General features: G+C 64.6%; 20 protein-coding genes. 7 read left to right on the forward strand and 13 right to left on the reverse strand.

Features of this window, described 5'->3' with window-relative positions; translation table 11 throughout:
• Positions 1 to 177: 177 nt before the first annotated feature.
• From DB032_RS02420 to DB032_RS02455, 8 genes are all read right to left on the reverse strand, one after another.
• Positions 178 to 1449: an MFS transporter gene (locus tag DB032_RS02420; protein WP_107798108.1), complete on the reverse strand. Its 1272-nt coding sequence runs from the start codon at positions 1447 to 1449 to the stop codon at positions 178 to 180.
• A 71-nt stretch (positions 1450 to 1520) separates the two neighbouring features.
• The gene (locus DB032_RS02425) at positions 1521 to 2219 is read right to left on the reverse strand and encodes a FadR/GntR family transcriptional regulator (protein WP_107798109.1); all 699 of its coding nucleotides are present in this window, start codon (positions 2217 to 2219) and stop codon (positions 1521 to 1523) included.
• 92 nt (positions 2220 to 2311) lie between these two features.
• Positions 2312 to 3793, reverse strand: coding sequence for a flagellar filament capping protein FliD (locus tag DB032_RS02430; protein WP_158274223.1), 1482 nt, complete (start codon positions 3791 to 3793; stop codon positions 2312 to 2314).
• A 170-nt stretch (positions 3794 to 3963) separates the two neighbouring features.
• Positions 3964 to 4227, reverse strand: a complete 264-nt coding sequence (locus DB032_RS02435; protein WP_107798111.1) for a hypothetical protein — start codon at positions 4225 to 4227, stop codon at positions 3964 to 3966.
• 264 nt (positions 4228 to 4491) lie between these two features.
• Positions 4492 to 5166, reverse strand: a complete 675-nt coding sequence (gene modB, locus DB032_RS02440) for a molybdate ABC transporter permease subunit (RefSeq protein WP_107798112.1) — start codon at positions 5164 to 5166, stop codon at positions 4492 to 4494.
• Positions 5163 to 5891 carry a molybdate ABC transporter substrate-binding protein gene (gene modA, locus DB032_RS02445; protein WP_107798113.1) on the reverse strand — a complete coding sequence of 243 codons (729 nt, stop codon included), beginning with the start codon at positions 5889 to 5891 and terminating at the stop codon, positions 5163 to 5165. Before modA ends, modB begins: the two co-directional genes overlap by 4 nt.
• A 57-nt stretch (positions 5892 to 5948) precedes the next feature.
• A complete protein-coding gene (locus DB032_RS02450) occupies positions 5949 to 6629 on the reverse strand; it encodes a DUF3313 family protein (protein WP_107798114.1) in 681 nt (226 codons plus the stop codon).
• A gap of 106 nt (positions 6630 to 6735) precedes the next feature.
• Positions 6736 to 7413, reverse strand: a complete 678-nt coding sequence (locus DB032_RS02455) for a DUF3313 family protein (protein ID WP_158274224.1) — start codon at positions 7411 to 7413, stop codon at positions 6736 to 6738.
• A 198-nt stretch (positions 7414 to 7611) separates the two neighbouring features.
• On the opposite strand from DB032_RS02455, the gene mltG reads away from it, so the two are divergent.
• From mltG to DB032_RS02490, 7 genes are read left to right on the forward strand one after another with little or no spacing between them, the layout of a single operon-like run.
• A complete protein-coding gene (gene mltG / locus DB032_RS02460) occupies positions 7612 to 8604 on the forward strand; it encodes an endolytic transglycosylase MltG (protein WP_107798116.1) in 993 nt (330 codons plus the stop codon).
• Entirely contained in the window at positions 8604 to 9239 is a 636-nt protein-coding gene (gene tmk, locus DB032_RS02465; protein ID WP_081544255.1) for a dTMP kinase, read from the forward strand. Before mltG ends, tmk begins: the two co-directional genes overlap by 1 nt.
• Entirely contained in the window at positions 9239 to 10252 is a 1014-nt protein-coding gene (locus DB032_RS02470; RefSeq protein ID WP_107798117.1) for a DNA polymerase III subunit delta', read from the forward strand. Before tmk ends, DB032_RS02470 begins: the two co-directional genes overlap by 1 nt.
• A gap of 19 nt (positions 10253 to 10271) precedes the next feature.
• Positions 10272 to 10646 (forward strand): PilZ domain-containing protein, encoded by a 375-nt coding sequence (locus DB032_RS02475; RefSeq protein WP_048416050.1) that lies wholly within the window; start codon positions 10272 to 10274, stop codon positions 10644 to 10646.
• 48 nt (positions 10647 to 10694) lie between these two features.
• Positions 10695 to 11465: a TatD family hydrolase gene (locus DB032_RS02480; RefSeq protein ID WP_107798118.1), complete on the forward strand. Its 771-nt coding sequence runs from the start codon at positions 10695 to 10697 to the stop codon at positions 11463 to 11465.
• A gap of 14 nt (positions 11466 to 11479) precedes the next feature.
• Positions 11480 to 11872, forward strand: a complete 393-nt coding sequence (locus tag DB032_RS02485; RefSeq protein WP_107798119.1) for a hypothetical protein — start codon at positions 11480 to 11482, stop codon at positions 11870 to 11872.
• A gap of 24 nt (positions 11873 to 11896) precedes the next feature.
• A complete protein-coding gene (locus tag DB032_RS02490; RefSeq protein WP_107798120.1) occupies positions 11897 to 12673 on the forward strand; it encodes an MBL fold metallo-hydrolase in 777 nt (258 codons plus the stop codon).
• 44 nt (positions 12674 to 12717) lie between these two features.
• On the opposite strand, the gene DB032_RS02495 is transcribed toward DB032_RS02490, so the two are convergent.
• The 5 genes from DB032_RS02495 to DB032_RS02515 form a co-directional block, all read right to left on the reverse strand.
• Positions 12718 to 13182, reverse strand: a complete 465-nt coding sequence (locus DB032_RS02495) for a CreA family protein (RefSeq protein WP_107798121.1) — start codon at positions 13180 to 13182, stop codon at positions 12718 to 12720.
• 92 nt (positions 13183 to 13274) lie between these two features.
• Positions 13275 to 13580, reverse strand: a complete 306-nt coding sequence (locus DB032_RS02500) for a chorismate mutase (protein WP_107798122.1) — start codon at positions 13578 to 13580, stop codon at positions 13275 to 13277.
• A gap of 72 nt (positions 13581 to 13652) precedes the next feature.
• The gene (trpS, locus tag DB032_RS02505; protein ID WP_107798123.1) at positions 13653 to 14675 is read right to left on the reverse strand and encodes a tryptophan--tRNA ligase; all 1023 of its coding nucleotides are present in this window, start codon (positions 14673 to 14675) and stop codon (positions 13653 to 13655) included.
• Positions 14676 to 14901: 226 nt separating this feature from the next.
• Entirely contained in the window at positions 14902 to 15201 is a 300-nt protein-coding gene (locus DB032_RS02510) for a hypothetical protein (RefSeq protein WP_107798124.1), read from the reverse strand.
• 332 nt (positions 15202 to 15533) lie between these two features.
• Positions 15534 to 16358: a pyruvate, water dikinase regulatory protein gene (locus tag DB032_RS02515; RefSeq protein WP_048415701.1), complete on the reverse strand. Its 825-nt coding sequence runs from the start codon at positions 16356 to 16358 to the stop codon at positions 15534 to 15536.
• Positions 16359 to 16524: the final 166 nt, after the last annotated feature.

Consider the following 16524-nt stretch of genomic DNA (forward strand, 5'->3'; position numbering starts at 1 on the left):
CCGGGCAAGCCCGGGGTTTTGTTTGGTCCGCGGATGGCTTAGAACCGGTTTACGATCTCGCGAGCAATGGCGAGACAAGGCGAAAACGGCTGAAAAAGCGGACACGGTACATGAGCATTTTGAAGCCGTACTCACCGTGTAACGCTCCACGACGCGTAGCAGATCGTAAACAGGTTCTTAGAGCGGACGCGACTCCACCTGCACCAGACGCTTGCGCCCGGCCAGCATGCCCATGGCGAAGGTGGCGGCGGAGATCAGCGAGAACAACAGGCCCAGCGGCCACAGCGCGTGGGTCTGGTCGCGGATCAGGCCCACGCTGAGCGGGCCGAGCGAGGCCAGCGCGTAGCCGACGCCCTGAGCCATGCCGGACAAATGGGCGGCGACATGGGGGTCCGGCGAGCGCAGCGCCAGCAGGCTTAGCGCCATGCTGAACAGGCCGCCCTGGCCCAGGCCCAGCAGCACCGCCCAGAACAGCAGGCTGTCGGTCGGCGCGAACAGCATGCCCAGCAGACCGCTGATCACCAGCGCCACGGTGGCGGCGATCGGCGGCCGCTGGTCGCGGCAGCGCTGTCCCAGGGCCGGCACCAGCAGCGAGGACAGTACCTGCACCATGATGGAGATGGACAGCAGCAGGCCGGCGTGCAGCGCGGTCTCGCCGCGGTCAATCAGAATGGACGGCAGCCAGCCGAACACGATGTAGGCCATCGAGGACTGCAGGCCCATGAACAAGGTCACCTGCCAGGCCAGAGGGTCGCGCAGCAGGCCGCGCACCAGCCATTGGCCGTGGTGGGACGCCTGCCGGCTCCTCGTCTGCGGCCACCACACCAGCAGCGCCAGCAGCGCCGGGCTCGCCCAGATCGCCAGCGCGCCCTGCCAGCTGTTCCCCATCCAGCGCATCGCCGGCACGGTCAGGCCGGCGGCTAGCGCCGCGCCCAGGCACAGCGCCATGGTGTAGACCCCGGTCATCAGGCTGACCTGGGCGGGGAAGTCGCGCTTGACGATGCCGGGCAGCAGCACGCCGATGATGCCTATGCTGGCGCCGGCCAGCGCCGAGCCGGCGAACAGGCCGAATTGGCCGAACTGGGTGCGCAGCAAAATGCCCAGCGCCAGGGTCACCAGAATCAGCGCGATGGTCTTTTCACTGCCCCAGAGGCGGGCCAGCCGCGGCGCCAGCGGACCGAACACGCCTAGGCAAGCGACCGGCAGCGTGGTGAGCAGGCCGGCCATCAGGCCGCTGAGCCCGCGGCTGGCGGCGACGTCGTGCAGCACCGGGGACAGGCTGGACAGCGCCGGCCGCAGATTGACGCCGACTAGGATCAGGCCCAGCAGCAAGAGCCAGGGACGGTGCAGCGCGGGGCGCTGGCTTTGCACGCCGGCGTCGTCGATCTCGGCGTCGATCAGCGTGTCTTCAACCGGCAGATGATCCGGCATGGATTTAGGTGTGGACATGGGTTTTCCTTCTGCGCTTTTGTTGTTGTCGGAGCGGGCTCCCCGCGCCTGGGGGCCGGCTCAAATCGGGCTTAATCCGTGGTGGAGCGATTCAGCAAGCGGTCCAGCGCCTCCAGCAAGGGGCGGGAGATGGCGGCGGCGGCGCGCGCCGCCTCGTCCGGCCGGCGCTGGCGTATGGCTTCGTAAATGGCCTGGTGGGCGGCGAGGTCCGGGTCCGGCAAGGCCTCGTCCAGGATGGATTGCTGCACGTGCTGGCGCACCGCGCGCGAAAAATAGGCGTAGAGCTCGGCCAAAGCCTGGTTGCCGCTGGCGTTGGCGATGGCGAGATGAAATTCCAGATCCCGCTCGATGAAGTCCTCCAGCGGCTCCTGCGGCAGGCGTTCGCCGCGCCGCGCCAGCGCGTCCGCTATCGCGCTGAGATCCGCTTCCGGGCAGCGGCCGGCCGCCAGCCGCGCCGCGCTTTCCTCCAGCATGCAGCGCACTTCCAGGTGCTCGCGCAGGCTGGCGCGGCTGATGGCGCGCATCGCCTCGCCGGGGTTGACGGTGGCGCGCACATAGCTGCCGTCGCCCTGGCGCACCTCCAGCAGGCCGGCGTAGAGCAGCACCCGCACCGCCTCGCGCACCGTGTTGCGGCTGACGCCCAGCTGCTCCGCCAGTTCCGGTTCGGTGGGAATGCGAGCGCCTATCGGCCAGTCGCCGTCCGCCAGACGTTTGGCGATGTTTTCCACGGCGATGTCGACCAGCGAGCGTTTATAGGGCAGCGCCAGCATGCGGCCTCCTTATTCATCCAATCATCCGATGAATTTTAACGAGACAATACGGCGCAGGCAATGCTAGATGAAAAACAAATAGCAAATATCAATCATGCATAAGTGGAGATGCCGTTGCCGCTGTTGCCGTTGCCGGACAGGCCCAGGCCGTTGTTCAGAATCTGGGAATTGACCGCATAGGGCGCGCCCAGAGAGTAAACCATCGCGTACAGCGATAGCGCGCTGATCTGCTGCGCGCTCAGCTGGATGGTGCCGGACTGGTTGCCGGTCAAGGAGGCGAGGTTGGCGGGGACGGTGTTGGACGTCGGGGTGGCCGACTGCCGCAGCTGCAGACTGAATTGCATTTTCTGCAAGGCGGTCAGGGTTTGCGGAATGGTGCCGTTGCCATAGGAGGCGTAGCTGTTGGCCAGCCAGTTCAGCGCCCGGGCGGCGGTGTAGAGCAGATTGGCCACGCCCTGGGAGTCGCCGCTGTAAGCGCTTTGCAGGCTGTTGTTGCTCAGGCTGAGGCTGCCCATCTGGCCGAACTGCTGCGGATATTGAAAATTGAGGCCGATCTGGTTCAGCTTGACCAGCAGCGAGCTGCCGTTGCTGTAACTGGCGCCGGCCTGCTGGTTCATGCTGTTGGCCAATTGCTTGGCGATGGGGTCGCGGCTGAGCAGGCCGCCGCTGACCAGCAGCGCGTTCAGGCTGCCTTGCAGGGTGTTGAAGGCGTCGGCCAGCGATTGCGCCTGCCCGTTGAGGCCGTTCAGATCCAGCTTGACCGAGATATTGGTGCTGCCGGTGGACAGCAAGTCCATGGACACCGAGGCGCCCAGCGAGATGCCGCTATTGCCGGCGTTGGAGCCGGAGGCGCCGTTGATCAGGTAGTTGGCGTTTTGCGCGGCCTGGGTCTGGGTCAGATTCTGCCCGCTGCCCACCGCCTGGGTCTGGTCGAAAGCCAAGCGCGACAAGCCGTTCTGATCCGTGTTGTTGCCGTCGTTGTCGCTGACCAGGATCTGGAAATTGTTGCTGGCGCCGGTCTGGGCGGCGCTGATCTGCAATTGATAATTGCCGGAGGCGTTCTGCACGATATTGGCCACCATGCCGACGCCGGAGCCGTTGATGGCGGTGGCGATGCTGGACAGCGTGCCGTTGCTGATGGAGAGCGTGGCCGAGCTGCCGCTGGGCGTGAAGCTGCTGGCCGAGGTGGACGATGTGTAGGCGTAGCTGCCGGTCTTGATGGTCAGGCTGCCGCTGCCCACCGCGGTGCTGCTGGTGTCCGGCAGCGTGAAGGCGGTGACCGCGCTGTGAGCCTGGGCCAGTTGCGAGACGGATACGCTGTAATTGCCGTTTTGCGCGCCGGCGGCGGTGGAGACGCTGGCCACCGACGGATTGCTGCTGCTGCCGCTGATGGAGTTGTTGACCGCGTACGGGGAATAGATCTGTTGCAGGCTGTCTTGGAAGATGTTCAGGCTGGACAGCAATTGGCCCAGCCCGGAAATCAGCACCACATTGGGATCGGTGCCGGCGCTTGGCGAGCTGTTGCTGCTCCGGATCAGCGGCACAATGGGCGAGGAGCCCAATAAACCGCTCAAGAGTTGGTTGTTATTGCCGAAAAGCGATAACAGCGGATTGTAATTTCCGAGGATATTGTTTGCCATGGCTCACCCGCAGAATCCCTGTTGCCACATCTCAGTGTAGGCGAAAAATCAGGGACTTGCCGGCGAGCGGGCTGTCCCGGCGGACAGGCCGCCGGGGAGGGGGCTTACTTGGCCGGAGCCGCGTCCTTCACGCATTTCTTCACGAAGCTGGCCTTGGCCGCGCCGGCGAGTTTCTTGTCGGCGGCTTTGACGTCGCAGGCTTTCTGGGCGTTGGCCGCGGCGCTGTCTTTCTCGCATTTCTTCAGGAAGCTGCTTTTGGCGGCGCCGGCCAGTTTCTTCTCGGCGGCTTTGGCGTCGCAGGCGGCGTCAGCCAGCGCCAGGTTGGCGGAAGTCAGGGCCAGAACAGCGATCATCAGGTATTTGCGCATGATTCATCCTTGGTAGCACAGGTTGTCGGGCCCATGACGGGCGAGAAAAACGATACTCCAAGTTATAGCGTATGAACACTGCGTTTTGTTGACGTCATGTAACGGTTTGCATCGATAGATGTCAGCATTGTCAGTAAACGCGGCCGGATTCGCGGCCTCTTAAGAACCGCTAAGAGAGCCTCTTGGGGAAGCTGAGCCAAGGCGCGCCGACGCAGGCAGCGCCCGTCGGGCGCAAGGCAGGATCCGGAGTTTTGCGAGCGGGTCTTAGTCGTAGCGGCGCTGGCGCGCGTTGAGGCGGTAGACCAGGGCGAGGGTGGAGAAGGCGAACAGCACCAGCAGCAGGCCCAGACGGTGGGCGCTGGCGTAGTCGGCCTGTTCCACGTGGTTGTACAGCGCGATGGAAATGACCCGGGTTTCCCCTTCGATATTGCCGCCTATCATCAGCACCACGCCGAATTCGCCCACGGTGTGGGCGAAGCCCATGCTGGCGGCGGCCAGCACGCCGGAGCGGCAGCTGGGCAGGATGACGCGGGTCAGCCGCTGCCAGCGGTTGGCGCCCAAGACCATCGCGGTTTCGATTTCCTCGCGCCGCACCGCGTTGAAGCTGACGATCAGCGGTTGCAGCACAAAGGGCAAGGAGTACAGCACCGAGGCGATGATCAGCCCTTGAAAAGTGAAGGCGAGGCCGGGCCAGCCCAACCAGGCGGTCAGCTGGCCGATGGGGCCGTGCGGGCCGAAGGCGACCAGCAGATAGAAGCCCAGCACCGTGGGCGGCAGCACCAGCGGCAGCGTCGCGCCGGCCTCTATCACCGGCTTGAGGCGCGAACGCGTGCGCGACAGCCACCAGCCCAGCGGCACGCACAGCAGGAGCAGGATCAGGGTGCTGATGGCGGCCAGCCGCAGCGTCAGCGCGATGGCCGCCCATTCGGAAGCCATCATTGCGCGAAGTCGTAGCCCGCTTTCTTGATCAGCGCGCGCGCCTTGTCGCCCTTGAGGAAGGCGAGGAAGGCCCTGGCCGCCGGCGTGTCGCGCACCAGCAGCGCGTCCTGGCGTATCGGCTGATGCAGCTTGGCCGGCACCAGCCAGTAGCGGTCGGAGATGCCTTGTTCCAGCAGCTGCGCGTAAGCGACGAAGGCGAAGTCGGCGCCGCCAACCTGGGCGAACTGCATGGTCTGGCTGATATTGTCGCCGGTGACGAACTTGGGTTTGAGCGCGTCGACGAGCTTGAGCGCGGTCAGGGTTTCCATCGCCGCGCGGCCATAGGGCGCGGCCGCCGGGTTGGCGATGGCCAGCTTGTTGAAGTTGCCGCCGCGCAGCGCGGCTTCGCCGGCGTCGTCGCGCTGTTTGCTCCACAGCGCCAGCTTGCCGATGGCGTAGGTGAAGCGGCTGTCGGGTTTGCCTATCTTGTCGCGCAGCAGTTCGGCCGGGCGTTCGTCGTCGGCGGACAGGAACACGTCGAAGGGCGCGCCCTGGCGGATCTGCGCGGTGAGCTTGCCGGAAGCGCCGCCGCTGGCCTTGATGTCGTGGCCGCTGGCGGCCTTGAATTCCACCGCGATCTTGTCCAGCGTCTGCTGGAAATTGCTGGCGACCGCCACGGTGACGGTGTCGGCGGCGGCGAACAGCGGGGACAACAACAGCAAGAAACTCAGTAGTTTGCGCGGCATGGTCGGCTTTCTGACAAGAGATGAGGCGACCATTATGCCGCCAGTCTGGATGCTAGCCTACTCCCCAAACGACGTAGCCGCAGCCAGATGCTGGGCCATCTGCCGCGCGTGGTGGCTGCTCCAAAGGTCAACGCGCTGTTGCAGCCATTCCGCATTGGACGGTTGCGCGTTGGCGAGGTCCATGTCCTTGCCCAGCAGATTGACGCCGCCGGCCAGCAGCAGCCCGGATTCGGAGTCTTCCAGCTGGCCCACGGTGGACACCTGGGCCAGATAGGGATCGATGTCGTCGGCGAAGCGCGCCAGATTGAGGGCGGTCTTCACGGGGCGCCGTTCCTTGGGGCCGGCCAGCTCTCTGAGCATGTCGCCCACCGCCACGCGCAGCCGGGCGATGCCCGGACCGGGCGCGGCGGCCACCGGCAATCCCTCGCGGCAGAGCGCCCGGGCCAGGCTGTTGCGGTAGCAGGCGTCTAGGCGGTTGTGCTCGTCCGCCGCCGTCGCCAGCCATTGGCCGTCCGCTTGGCGGCCCAGGAAAATCAGCGGCTCGATCAGGATGCCGTGATAGCGTTTCAGATCGACGCCGGGCTGCAGGTACAGCACCTGGCCGGCATGCTCAGGGTTGGGATGGAAGGCTTCGCTGGGCAGCAGGACCAGATTCTCCGGCGGCTCCCCGGCGTGGCCGATATTGGCCAGCAAGGCGGAAGCCATCAGCGCGCAGGCGAGTTTAAAGAATGGTTTCATCGTGCGGGCTCAGTGGAGATTGCGTGGGAGATGGACTGCGGCCGCCAAGCGGCGTTCCCTCTATATTGTTGCGACTTTGTGACGGGGCGGACTGTCTTCATGCGGCTTATCGCGTCGTCGAGGCCGCGCCGCGCCGCGTCGCCGGCGCCAGTTGTTGGCGCAGCAGCGGGGACCAGTCCTGGGTCAGCAGCTGCCGCCAGCCGTCGCCTTCGTCGCCGGAGGCGGCTTCGGCTTGCGACTGCATGGTGACGCCGCCGGCGACCACGCCCCGTCCCAGCGCGTCTTCCAATTGGGACACCGAGGACACCAGTTGCAGATAGGGTTCTATATTGGAAGCCATGCAAGGCAGTTGCAGCGCCACGTGGCTGCTGTTCAGCGGCTGGCTGTCCTGGGCAATCCGAGACTGACGCGCGGCCACCGCGATGCGCAAGCGCAGCACGCCGGCGGTGGCCACGTCGGTCAGCGCGATAGGCCAGGCCTGCAGCAGCGCGGCCACCTGGCGGCGCATGATCTGGTTGGCGTTTTCCTGTTCCGCGGTTTGCAGCAGCTGCCAGCCGCCGTCCTGCTGGCGGTTCAACAGCAGCAAAGGCTCCACGATCAGCGCGTGGTAGCCGCTCAGCGCAGCGGGGGATTGCTGGTAAGTCAATTGCTGCGGATGCCCTCCTTGTCGGAAAGCGTCCATCGGCAGGCGCCATAAATCCCTGTCGGTCTGCCGGACTGCCGCCAATCTGGCCAGCGCCGTCCAGGCCACCAATGCGCATCCCAGATTGAAGAATGGCTTCATGAAAAGACTCGCATCATTTAAGCAGTCCATTTAATCAGGTATAGAACGCGAGCAAAACTATGCAAAATGGAAAGGTGGACAGTTGATTTGGCGCAAACTTTGCTTGATTGCGGGGGGCGGGCCTGACATGTCGGTCAGGCCGGCTTGTCTGGTATCATGCGCGATCGTCCCGCTGCGCTGTCTCATGCTTCCCGTCAAATGATGAAAACTCTGTTTCGCCTGTTCTTGCTGTGCCTTGCGCTGGGCTGTGCCTGGCTGGTTTGGGTGGTCCTGATTCCGGTTGGCCTGCCGGAAGCCGGTTACAAGCTGACCGTGGGGCCCAACCGCACCCTGAGCCAAGTGGCGCGGGGACTGGAGCAGGAGGGCGTGGTTCGCAGCCGCCAGGTGATGGTGGCCCTGGCCCGCCTGCAAGGCGTGGACCGCAAGATCAAGGCCGGCCTGTATCGTTTCGACGGCCAGGCATCGATGCTGGACATCCTGAACCGCCTGGCCGACGGCCATCCGGACGAGGCCAGCCTGACGGTGATCGAGGGCTGGACCTTCCGCCAATTCCGCCAGGCGATAGACCGCAACCCCGACATCAAGCATACGGCCAAGGACTGGAGCGACGAGGAGATCATGCGGCGGCTGGGCTTCGGCGACGCCAAGCCGGAAGGCCTGTTCTTCCCCAGCACCTATCTGTTCTCGCCGGACACCGAGGACGCGGAGCTCTACCGCCAGGCCTTCGGCGCGATGCAGCAGCGGCTGGAAGCGGCCTGGGCGGCGCGCAAGCCGGAGCTGCCTTACCGCACGCCTTACGAGCTGCTGATCATGGCCAGCCTGATTGAGAAGGAAACCGGCGAAGACGCCGACCGTCCAATGGTGGCGGGGGTGTTCGTCAACCGCTTGAAGCAGGGCATGCGCTTGCAGACCGATCCCTCGGTGATCTACGGCATGGGCAGCCTGTACCAGGGCAAGATAGGCAAGGCTGATCTGCGCCGCGACACGCCTTACAACACTTATACCCGCGCCGGCCTGACGCCCACGCCCATCGCCTTGCCGGGCAAGGCGGCGCTGGACGCGGCGGCCAATCCGGCCGAAACCAAGGCCTTGTATTTCGTCGCTCGCGGCGACGGCACTTCGCATTTCTCCGCAACGCTGGACGAACACAATCAGGCGGTGCGCAAATATATCTTGAAGAAAGGACAGTAATGGCGCTAGAGCAGCAACGCGGCCGCTTCATCAGCCTGGAAGGCATAGACGGCGCCGGCAAAAGCACCCATCTGGCCTTCATCCGCGATTGGCTGGCGCAACACGGCGTCGACGCCGTATTCACCCGCGAACCGGGCGGCACCCCTTTGGGCGAGAAAATCCGCGAGCTGCTGCTGGCGGTGGACACCGAGGCCTCGCTGGACGCGGAAACCCTGCTGGTGTTCGCTTCGCGCCAGCAATTGCTGCACAGCGTGATCGAGCCCGCGCTCGCCGCCGGCCAGTGGCTGGTGTCCGACCGCTTCACCGATTCCACCTTCGCCTTCCAGGGCGGCGGCCGCGGCGTGCCGTTCGAGCGCATCGCCGAACTGGAACAATGGGTGCAGCACGGTTTGCAGCCGGACCTGACCCTGCTGTTCGACCTGCCGCTGGAAGTGGCGGCCGAGCGTATGTCCAAGACCCGGCAGCTGGACCGCTTCGAGCAGGAGAAGGCCGATTTCCACGTGCGCGTGCGCGAAGCCTATTTGCGCCGCGCCGCCGGCCAGCCGCGTTTCGCGGTGCTGGACGCCAGCCGCTCCATCGCCGAGATCCAGGTCGACATCGCAGCCTGCCTACAAAAACTGCTGGAGGCCGCGTGATGCTGCTGCCCTGGCAAGAAGGCGATTGGACCCGGCTGAACGCTGAGCGCGAACGCCTGCCCAATGCCTGGCTGTTCACCGGCGCCGCCGGCATCGGCAAGCTGGAGTTCGCCGAACACCTGGCCCAGTCGCTGCTGTGCGAACGCCCGCAGGCCGGCCACCAGCCTTGCGGCGAATGCGAGGCCTGCCGCTGGTATCGGCACGGCACCCACCCGGACTTCCGCCGCTTGTCGCCGCTGGGCGACGAGGACGAGGAAGGCAAGGAAGGCGCCGAGGGCAAGAAAGTCAGCCGCAAGCTGCCGGTGATCAAGATCGAGGCGGTGCGCGATGTGATCGATTTCGCCCACCTGAGCGCGCATCGCGCCGGCCGGCGCGTTGTGCTGGTGGAACCGGCGGAAAGCCTGAATCCGGCCGCCGCCAACGCCTTGCTCAAAATCCTGGAAGAGCCGCCGGCCGAGGTGCTGTTCCTGCTGGTGGCGCATGCGCCGCAGCGCTTGCTGCCCACCATACGCAGCCGTTGCCGCCAGTTTCCGCTGACGCGGCCGCACCAGGCCCAGGCGCTGGCCTGGCTGCGCGAGCAGGGCGTGGCGGACGCGGAACTGGAACTGGCCCATAACGGCGGCGCGCCGCTGTTCGACCACGATCCGGCTTTGGCCAAGCTGCGCGGCCAGTTCGTCCAGGGCCTGGGCCAGCCCAGCTTCGCCAATGTGCTGCAGCTGGCGGAGGCGGTGGACAAGCAGAAACTGCCGCTCTTGCTGCCCATAGGCTGGCTGATGAAGTGGCTGCATGATCTGGCGAGTTTGAGACTGGCCGGTTTGGTCCGCTATTATCCAGATCAGGAGCGCGCCTTGCAGCAACTGGCGGCGCGCGCCGACATCGCGCAATTGATGGCGTGTCAGCAGACGCTCAACCAACTGGCGCCGTTCGGCCAGCATACCTTGAACACGCGCTTGCAATTGGAAGCGGTGCTGATGGACTATCTGAAGATATTCGCCAGCGGCAAGGCCGCCTGACACAGAGGGTTAGCCAAGTATGGACAATTCCGCCACTCGCCCGGACCTGAATCCCAACCGTCCCGGGGTGCTGTCCCTGCACATCAAGGAGCGCAGCGCGCTGTTCGCCGCCTACATGCCCTTTGTGCGCCACGGCGGCATCTTCATTCCCACCAATAAGGAAATGAAGCTGGGCGAGGAGGTGTTCCTGCTGCTGACCCTGATGGACGACCCGCAGCGCATCGCGGTGCAAGCCAAGGTGGTGTGGCTGACGCCGGCCGGCGCCAACAACAGCCGGGTGCAGGGCGTCGGCGTCGAGTTCGTCGCCGGCGACGCCGGCAAGCAGGCCAAGGACAAGATCGAGGCCCTGCTCAGCGGCGTGCTCAATTCCAGCCGGCCCACTCATACCATGTGATTGTTTTAGCGGCGCGCGTCCGCGCGCCGCAGCCAGATTGACGCAAATATGTTTATCGACTCCCACTGCCATATCAATTTTCCCGACCTCGCCGCGCGCATGCCGGAAGTGCTGGCCAATATGCAGGCCAACCAGGTCAGCCACGCGCTGGTGATCGGCGTCAGCCGTCCCAAATATCCGCAAGTGCTGGAACTCGCGGAGAGCCACGGCAATCTATACGCCACCGTGGGCGTGCATCCGGACGACCCGGAAGCGGAAGAGTACAGCGAGGACGAACTGGTGGCGCTGGCCGCGCACCCGCGGGTGGTGGGCATAGGCGAAACCGGACTCGACTACCACTGGTGCAAGGGCGATCTGGAATGGCAGCATCAGCGCTTCCGCACCCATATCCGCGCCGCCAAGCGCGTCGGCCTGCCGCTGGTGATCCACACCCGCGAGTCCGCCGAGGACACCATCCGGCTGATGCGGGAAGAAAACGCCGAGGTGTGCGGCGGCGTGATGCATTGCTTCACCGAAACCTGGGAGGTGGCGCAAGCCGCGCTGGAGCTGGGCTTCTACATTTCCTTCTCCGGCGTGGTGACCTTCAAGAACGCGGCCCAGGTCAAGGAAGTGGCGCAGAAAGTGCCGCTGGATCGGATGCTGATCGAAACCGATTCCCCATATCTGGCCCCGGTGCCGTATCGCGGCAAGGTCAATGAGCCGGCCTATGTCCGCCATGTGGCCGCGCACATCGCCGAGCTGCGCGGCATGGCGGTGGAAGAGGTGGCGCGCGTCACCAGCGATAACTTTTTCCGGCTGTTCTCCAAGGCCAGCCGTTGAAGCGGAGAAAGCGCATGAAGCGAATCTTGCTGTCCGGGCTGGCCTTGCTGGCCATATTGTTCTCGGCCCAGGCCTGGGCCAATTGCGTCAATCTGAACGGACGCAGTTATTGTTCCGAAGACGGCGGCATCGCCCTGGTGCAGCGCGGACAGGCGATGTGCGGCAAGGGCGAATGCGCGATCGATGAATTCGGCAACGTGCTGTGCTCGCCTTATCCGGGCGGCGGCGTGGTGCGCGCCAACGGCGTCACTTACGCCGGCCCCGGCGCCTGCCTGCTGTCGCGCGACGGCAATCCGTATTGCGCCAAGCAGCCGCGCGGCGGCTGCCAGCAAGACGCCGACGGCAATGTCCGCTGCGACGGCGGCTGGGTGCGCGAGAAGGCGGAGCGCCCCGAGCGCTGCCGCTGATGCCTTATTACTTGGGAAACGCCATTGGGTTCGCTTGAAGTCACCATCCTGGGCTGCGGCTCCAGTTCCGGCACGCCGGCCATAGGCTGCGACTGCGTCACCTGCCGTTCGCCGGATCCGCGCAATCGCCGCACCCGCGCCAGCGCCTATATCAAGGCGGCCGGCCAGGGGCTGTTGATCGACACCGGGCCGGACCTGCGGCAGCAGGCGCTGCGCGAAGGGCTGAGCCAGGTGGATGCGGTGCTGTACACCCATCCGCACGCCGACCACCTGAACGGGATCGACGACCTGCGCGCCTTCTGCTACGTGAAGAAGGGGCCGATCACGCTCTACGGCAACGCCTTCACTCTGGACAATATCAAGAGCCGTTTCGACTACGCGCTGCTGCCGCCGTCCAAGATGTGGGACAAGCCGGTGCTGCTGCCGCAGCAGGTGGACGGGCCGGTGGACTGCGGCGGCGTCACGCTGACGCCCGTGCCCATGCAACATGGTTCCTGGCCTTGCCTCGGCTGGCGCGTCGGCGACATGGCCTGGCTGACCGACGTGTCGGACATCCCTGACAGCAGCCTGCCCTTGTTGCAGGGGCTGAAGCTCTTGTTCCTGGACTGCCTGAACCACGACCCCTATCCGTCCCACCTCGGCGTGCGGCAATCCTTTGCCTGGGCCGAGCGCATCGGCGCCGAACGCACGGTGCTGATCCACATGACCCACAGGCTGGAATTCGGCGCGCTCAGCGCCGAATGTCCGCCTGGCGTGGAGGTCGGCTATGACGGCTTGCGCGTTGAGCTGCCGTTTAGCTGATGCCCGTCATGCCAAGAAATCGTTAATAATCAATCGCTTTTATTTCAGGGTTGCAGCGGGATCTTTTGATCCAGCACCGCCACCGCGGTCAGCGCATTGTCCGGGCTGCCGTCCAGCAGCTTGTCGGAATAGCTGAGGTAGGTCAGGGTATTGCGTTTGGCGTCGACGATGCGCACCACCCGCACATGCTTGAAGATGAAGGACGCGCCTTCCTTGAACACCTGCTCCTGCTTGGGCAGCGGCCGCGAGAACTTGATCGCGCCCACCTGGCGGCAGGCCACCGAGAAGCGGGACGGGTCCTTGGCCAGGCCCAGCGCGCCCTTGTAGCCGCCGGTCTTGGCGCGCGAGATATAGCAGGCCACGCCTTGCACCGCCGGGTCGTCGAAAGCTTCCACCACCACCTTGTCGTTGGGGCTGAGCAGCTTGAAGGTGGTGGACACCTCGCCCACTTCCTCGGCCATCGCGGGCGCGGTCAGGCAGGCGAGCAGCAACAGGGCAATCTTGTTCATTCAGGTTCTCCGGCCGCGGGAAAAACGCCGGCCGCGGAGGGCGGCCGGCGGTCAGCGGATGGAAGCGATTGTAGGGAAAGCCGGCCTCCGCCTCAATCGGCAGCCGCTTTGGCGCGGAAGGCCGCCATTTCATCGGCGATGAAGTACTCTATCATCGTGCGGTAGACCGCCGCGGTCAGCGCCGCGTCGGCGCCCAGTTCGCCGGCCAGACGCTCGACGCGGCGCATCACCTGATCGACGCGTTTGCCGCCTTCCACTTCTTCCCGGCTGTGCTTGAACGCCGCCGCCTGGCGCACGTAAAGGCCGCGCTCGGCGATCAGCGCCACCAGCGCGCGGTCAATGCGGTCGATCTGGCCGCGCACCTCTTCCAGGTTTTGGCATTGGTAGACTTGTTCCATGCGGTGCTCTCCTCTTAAAGAGTGTGTTTTCAACGCGGTCTCGCCGACGCGCAGCAGATCGTAAAAAGGCTCTTAGTAGTAGTTCAAGCCCATCGCCGTCTTCACCTCGGCCAGCGTGGCGGCCGCCACTTCGCGCGCGCGCTGGGTGCCGGTCTTCAGCATCGCCATCACCGCCGCCGGATCGCGCGCGTACTGCTCGCGGCGGGCGCGGATCGGCTCCAGCAGGGTTTGCAGGCATTCTTCCAACTGCTTCTTGATCACGGTGTCGCCCAGGCCGCCGCGGCGATAATGCTCCTTCCATTCCGCCACCTGCTCCGTGTCGGAATGGAACACGTCCAGATAGGTGAACACCACATTGCCTTCCACCTGGCCCGGATCGGCCACGCGCAGGTGATTGGGGTCGGTGTACATCATCTTCACCGCCTGGCGGATCTCGTCCGGCGTGGCCGACAAAGTGATGGTGTTGCCCAGCGATTTGGACATCTTGGCCTTGCCGTCGATGCCGGGCAGACGCGAGCCTTGCTCCGGCACCACCGCCCGCGCTTCCACCAGCACCGCCCGATCCACGCTGCCGTTGAAGCGGCGCACGATCTCGTTGGTCTGCTCAATCATCGGAATCTGGTCTTCGCCCACCGGCACGATGCTGGCCTTGAAGGCGGTGATGTCGGCGGCCTGGGCGGCGGGGTAGGTGAGGAAGCCGGCGGGGATGTCGCGCTCGTAGCCGCGCTGCTTGATCTCGTCCTTGATGGTGGGATTGCGCTCCAGACGCGCCACGGTGACCAGATTGAGATAGTAGGAAGACAGTTCGGTCAGCTCCGGCACCAGGCTCTGGATGAAGACGGTGCTTTTTTCCGGGTCTATGCCCACCGCCAGATAGTCCAGCGCCACTTGCAGCACATTGTCGCGGACCTTCAGATAGTTGCCCATATTGTCGGTCAGCGCCTGGGCATCGGCGAGCAGCAGGAACTGGCGGCAACGGTCTTGCAGGATCACGCGGTTGCGCAGCGAGCCGACGTAGTGGCCCAGATGCAATTGTCCGGTGGTGCGGTCGCCGGTCAGGATGATGTCTTTGGCTGTGATGCTGTCCAGATTCATAACAGTGGTCTCCAGTAAGCTTGAGCTTGTTGGAAACTGCCGATCCGGGGGAGGAGTACTGCTGGAAACCCTATGCCGCCGTATCGGCAGCTTCCGGGTTTTGGGTATGCAAACGCCGGCGCCGCCTTAGTTCAGGCGCCACCACCAAAAGAAGGTTGCGGATGCGGTTGCGTAGTTCATGGGCTTTATCAGAGCACGGCGGGCAAAGCAGCGTCAAGTGCCGCGTTCACGCCACCACGTGCAGCAGGCTGCCGGCCGGCGGCATCAGGTCTTCGGAATAAGGGGAAGCGTCCTTGCGTCCGACCGCGCTCTGGGCCTGGCGCAGCAGCCGCTCGAAAGACTCGCCGCGGGGCGGGGCGTCCCCGTTGAGCGCGGGAGATTGCGGATGAGGGGTGAGAAACTCCGCCATCTCCTTGCGCGGGTCGCTGGCGGCGGCGCGGCTGTCGGTCTTGGCGGCGACGGCGCCCACTTCCTTCAACGGCGAGACGGCGGATCTGGGCGGGGCGGCGATGGCGATGATATGCATCGGAATAGTCCGGCAGTGGATTCAAAATGCCTGTTGGAGAGCGCCTGCTTGCTATATGTTCCGGTCTGAATTGTAAAAAAGTGATAATAAACAAAGTGCTATATGGATATTGGTTGTGGGCGACGTAGCGCGACGGCATGAAAAAAGCCGGGCGATGCCGGCTGTTTGCGGGGCTTGAAGGCTGGGCTTAGCGTCGGTTCAAAGTCCCGCGAGCAAGAGCGAGACAAGGGAAAACCGCTGAGGAAGCGGAATGTATGGGTGCTACGTGAGCATTTCGAAGCGGCGCCCACCGCGCCGCGTCTCACGAAGCGCGGCAGGCAGTGAACAGGTGCTTAGAAGCGTCGGCCCAGCGCCGCCTTATGCATGATGGTGGAGGCGATTTCCTCGATGGACTTGTGGGTGGTGCTGATGAAGGGCACGCCGTGGTGGCGGAACATGGATTCGGCCTCGTTCACCTCGCGGCGGCAATTGTCCATGCTGGCGTATTTGGAGTCCGGCCGGCGCTCGGAGCGGATGTGATGCAAGCGCGCCGGATCGATGGTCAGGCCGAAGATCTTGTCCTTGAACGGCAGCAGCAGCTTGGGCAAGGTCGGGCTGCCCAGGTCTTCCGGCGTCAGCGGGTAGTTGGCGGCGCGGATGCCGTATTGCAGCGCCAGATACAGGCAGGTCGGCGTCTTGCCGGAACGGGACACGCCCACCAGGATCACGTCCGCCTCGTGCAAGTCCTTCAATTTGACGCCGTCGTCGTGGTTCAGCGAGAAGTTGACCGCTTCGATGCGGTGATCGTACTTCTCCTCGTTGACCATGCCGTGGGCCTTGCCCACGCTCAGCGAGGCGCGCTGACCGATTTCCTGCTCCAACTGGCCGATGAAGGTATCGAAGAAATCTATCATCACCGCGTTCTCAACCTGCAGCGCGCTGCGCACGTCCGGGTTGATGATGCTGGTGAACACCAGCGGCTTCAGGTGATCGGTTTCCGACACCTGGCGGATGACCTCGGCCAGCGCCTGCGCCTTTTCCACGGTGTCGACGAAGGGAATGGTCTCGCGCTTGAATTCCACGGTGTCGAACTGGGTCAGCAGCGTGTGCCCCAGCGATTCGGCGGTGATGCCGGTGCGATCGGAAACGAAGAAGGCGGAGCGGAGATGGTGGGGCATGCAAACACCTGTATTGCGAGTGAACGAGGCCGGAACCGCGCCTGCCGCGCATTGCTGGGGCGCCCGGGGTTCAAGGGATTCTATACTCTGAAAGGCCGCGAAGAAACCCGCGGCGAGAGCCGGCCAATCATGTAGTGCGTAAATTACACGGTTTTGACAATCATTT

The organism is Chromobacterium sp. Panama, from assembly GCF_003052555.1.
Taxonomy (GTDB): domain Bacteria; phylum Pseudomonadota; class Gammaproteobacteria; order Burkholderiales; family Chromobacteriaceae; genus Chromobacterium.

Coding starts and splice junctions, on each gene's coding strand:
- DB032_RS02420 (WP_107798108.1), bottom strand. CDS start 1,449: ATGTCCACACCTAAATCCATGCCGGATCATCTGCCGGTTGAAGACACG.
- DB032_RS02500 (WP_107798122.1), bottom strand. CDS start 13,580: ATGGAACAAGTCTACCAATGCCAAAACCTGGAAGAGGTGCGCGGCCAG.
- DB032_RS02485 (WP_107798119.1), top strand. CDS start 11,480: ATGAAGCGAATCTTGCTGTCCGGGCTGGCCTTGCTGGCCATATTGTTC.
- modA (WP_107798113.1), bottom strand. CDS start 5,891: ATGCCGCGCAAACTACTGAGTTTCTTGCTGTTGTTGTCCCCGCTGTTC.
- DB032_RS02425 (WP_107798109.1), bottom strand. CDS start 2,219: ATGCTGGCGCTGCCCTATAAACGCTCGCTGGTCGACATCGCCGTGGAA.
- tmk (WP_081544255.1), top strand. CDS start 8,604: ATGGCGCTAGAGCAGCAACGCGGCCGCTTCATCAGCCTGGAAGGCATA.
- DB032_RS02480 (WP_107798118.1), top strand. CDS start 10,695: ATGTTTATCGACTCCCACTGCCATATCAATTTTCCCGACCTCGCCGCG.
- trpS (WP_107798123.1), bottom strand. CDS start 14,675: ATGAATCTGGACAGCATCACAGCCAAAGACATCATCCTGACCGGCGAC.
- mltG (WP_107798116.1), top strand. CDS start 7,612: ATGATGAAAACTCTGTTTCGCCTGTTCTTGCTGTGCCTTGCGCTGGGC.
- DB032_RS02475 (WP_048416050.1), top strand. CDS start 10,272: ATGGACAATTCCGCCACTCGCCCGGACCTGAATCCCAACCGTCCCGGG.
- DB032_RS02495 (WP_107798121.1), bottom strand. CDS start 13,182: ATGAACAAGATTGCCCTGTTGCTGCTCGCCTGCCTGACCGCGCCCGCG.
- DB032_RS02450 (WP_107798114.1), bottom strand. CDS start 6,629: ATGAAACCATTCTTTAAACTCGCCTGCGCGCTGATGGCTTCCGCCTTG.
- modB (WP_107798112.1), bottom strand. CDS start 5,166: ATGATGGCTTCCGAATGGGCGGCCATCGCGCTGACGCTGCGGCTGGCC.
- DB032_RS02515 (WP_048415701.1), bottom strand. CDS start 16,358: ATGCCCCACCATCTCCGCTCCGCCTTCTTCGTTTCCGATCGCACCGGC.
- DB032_RS02435 (WP_107798111.1), bottom strand. CDS start 4,227: ATGCGCAAATACCTGATGATCGCTGTTCTGGCCCTGACTTCCGCCAAC.
- DB032_RS02470 (WP_107798117.1), top strand. CDS start 9,239: ATGCTGCTGCCCTGGCAAGAAGGCGATTGGACCCGGCTGAACGCTGAG.
- DB032_RS02510 (WP_107798124.1), bottom strand. CDS start 15,201: ATGCATATCATCGCCATCGCCGCCCCGCCCAGATCCGCCGTCTCGCCG.
- DB032_RS02455 (WP_158274224.1), bottom strand. CDS start 7,413: ATGAAGCCATTCTTCAATCTGGGATGCGCATTGGTGGCCTGGACGGCG.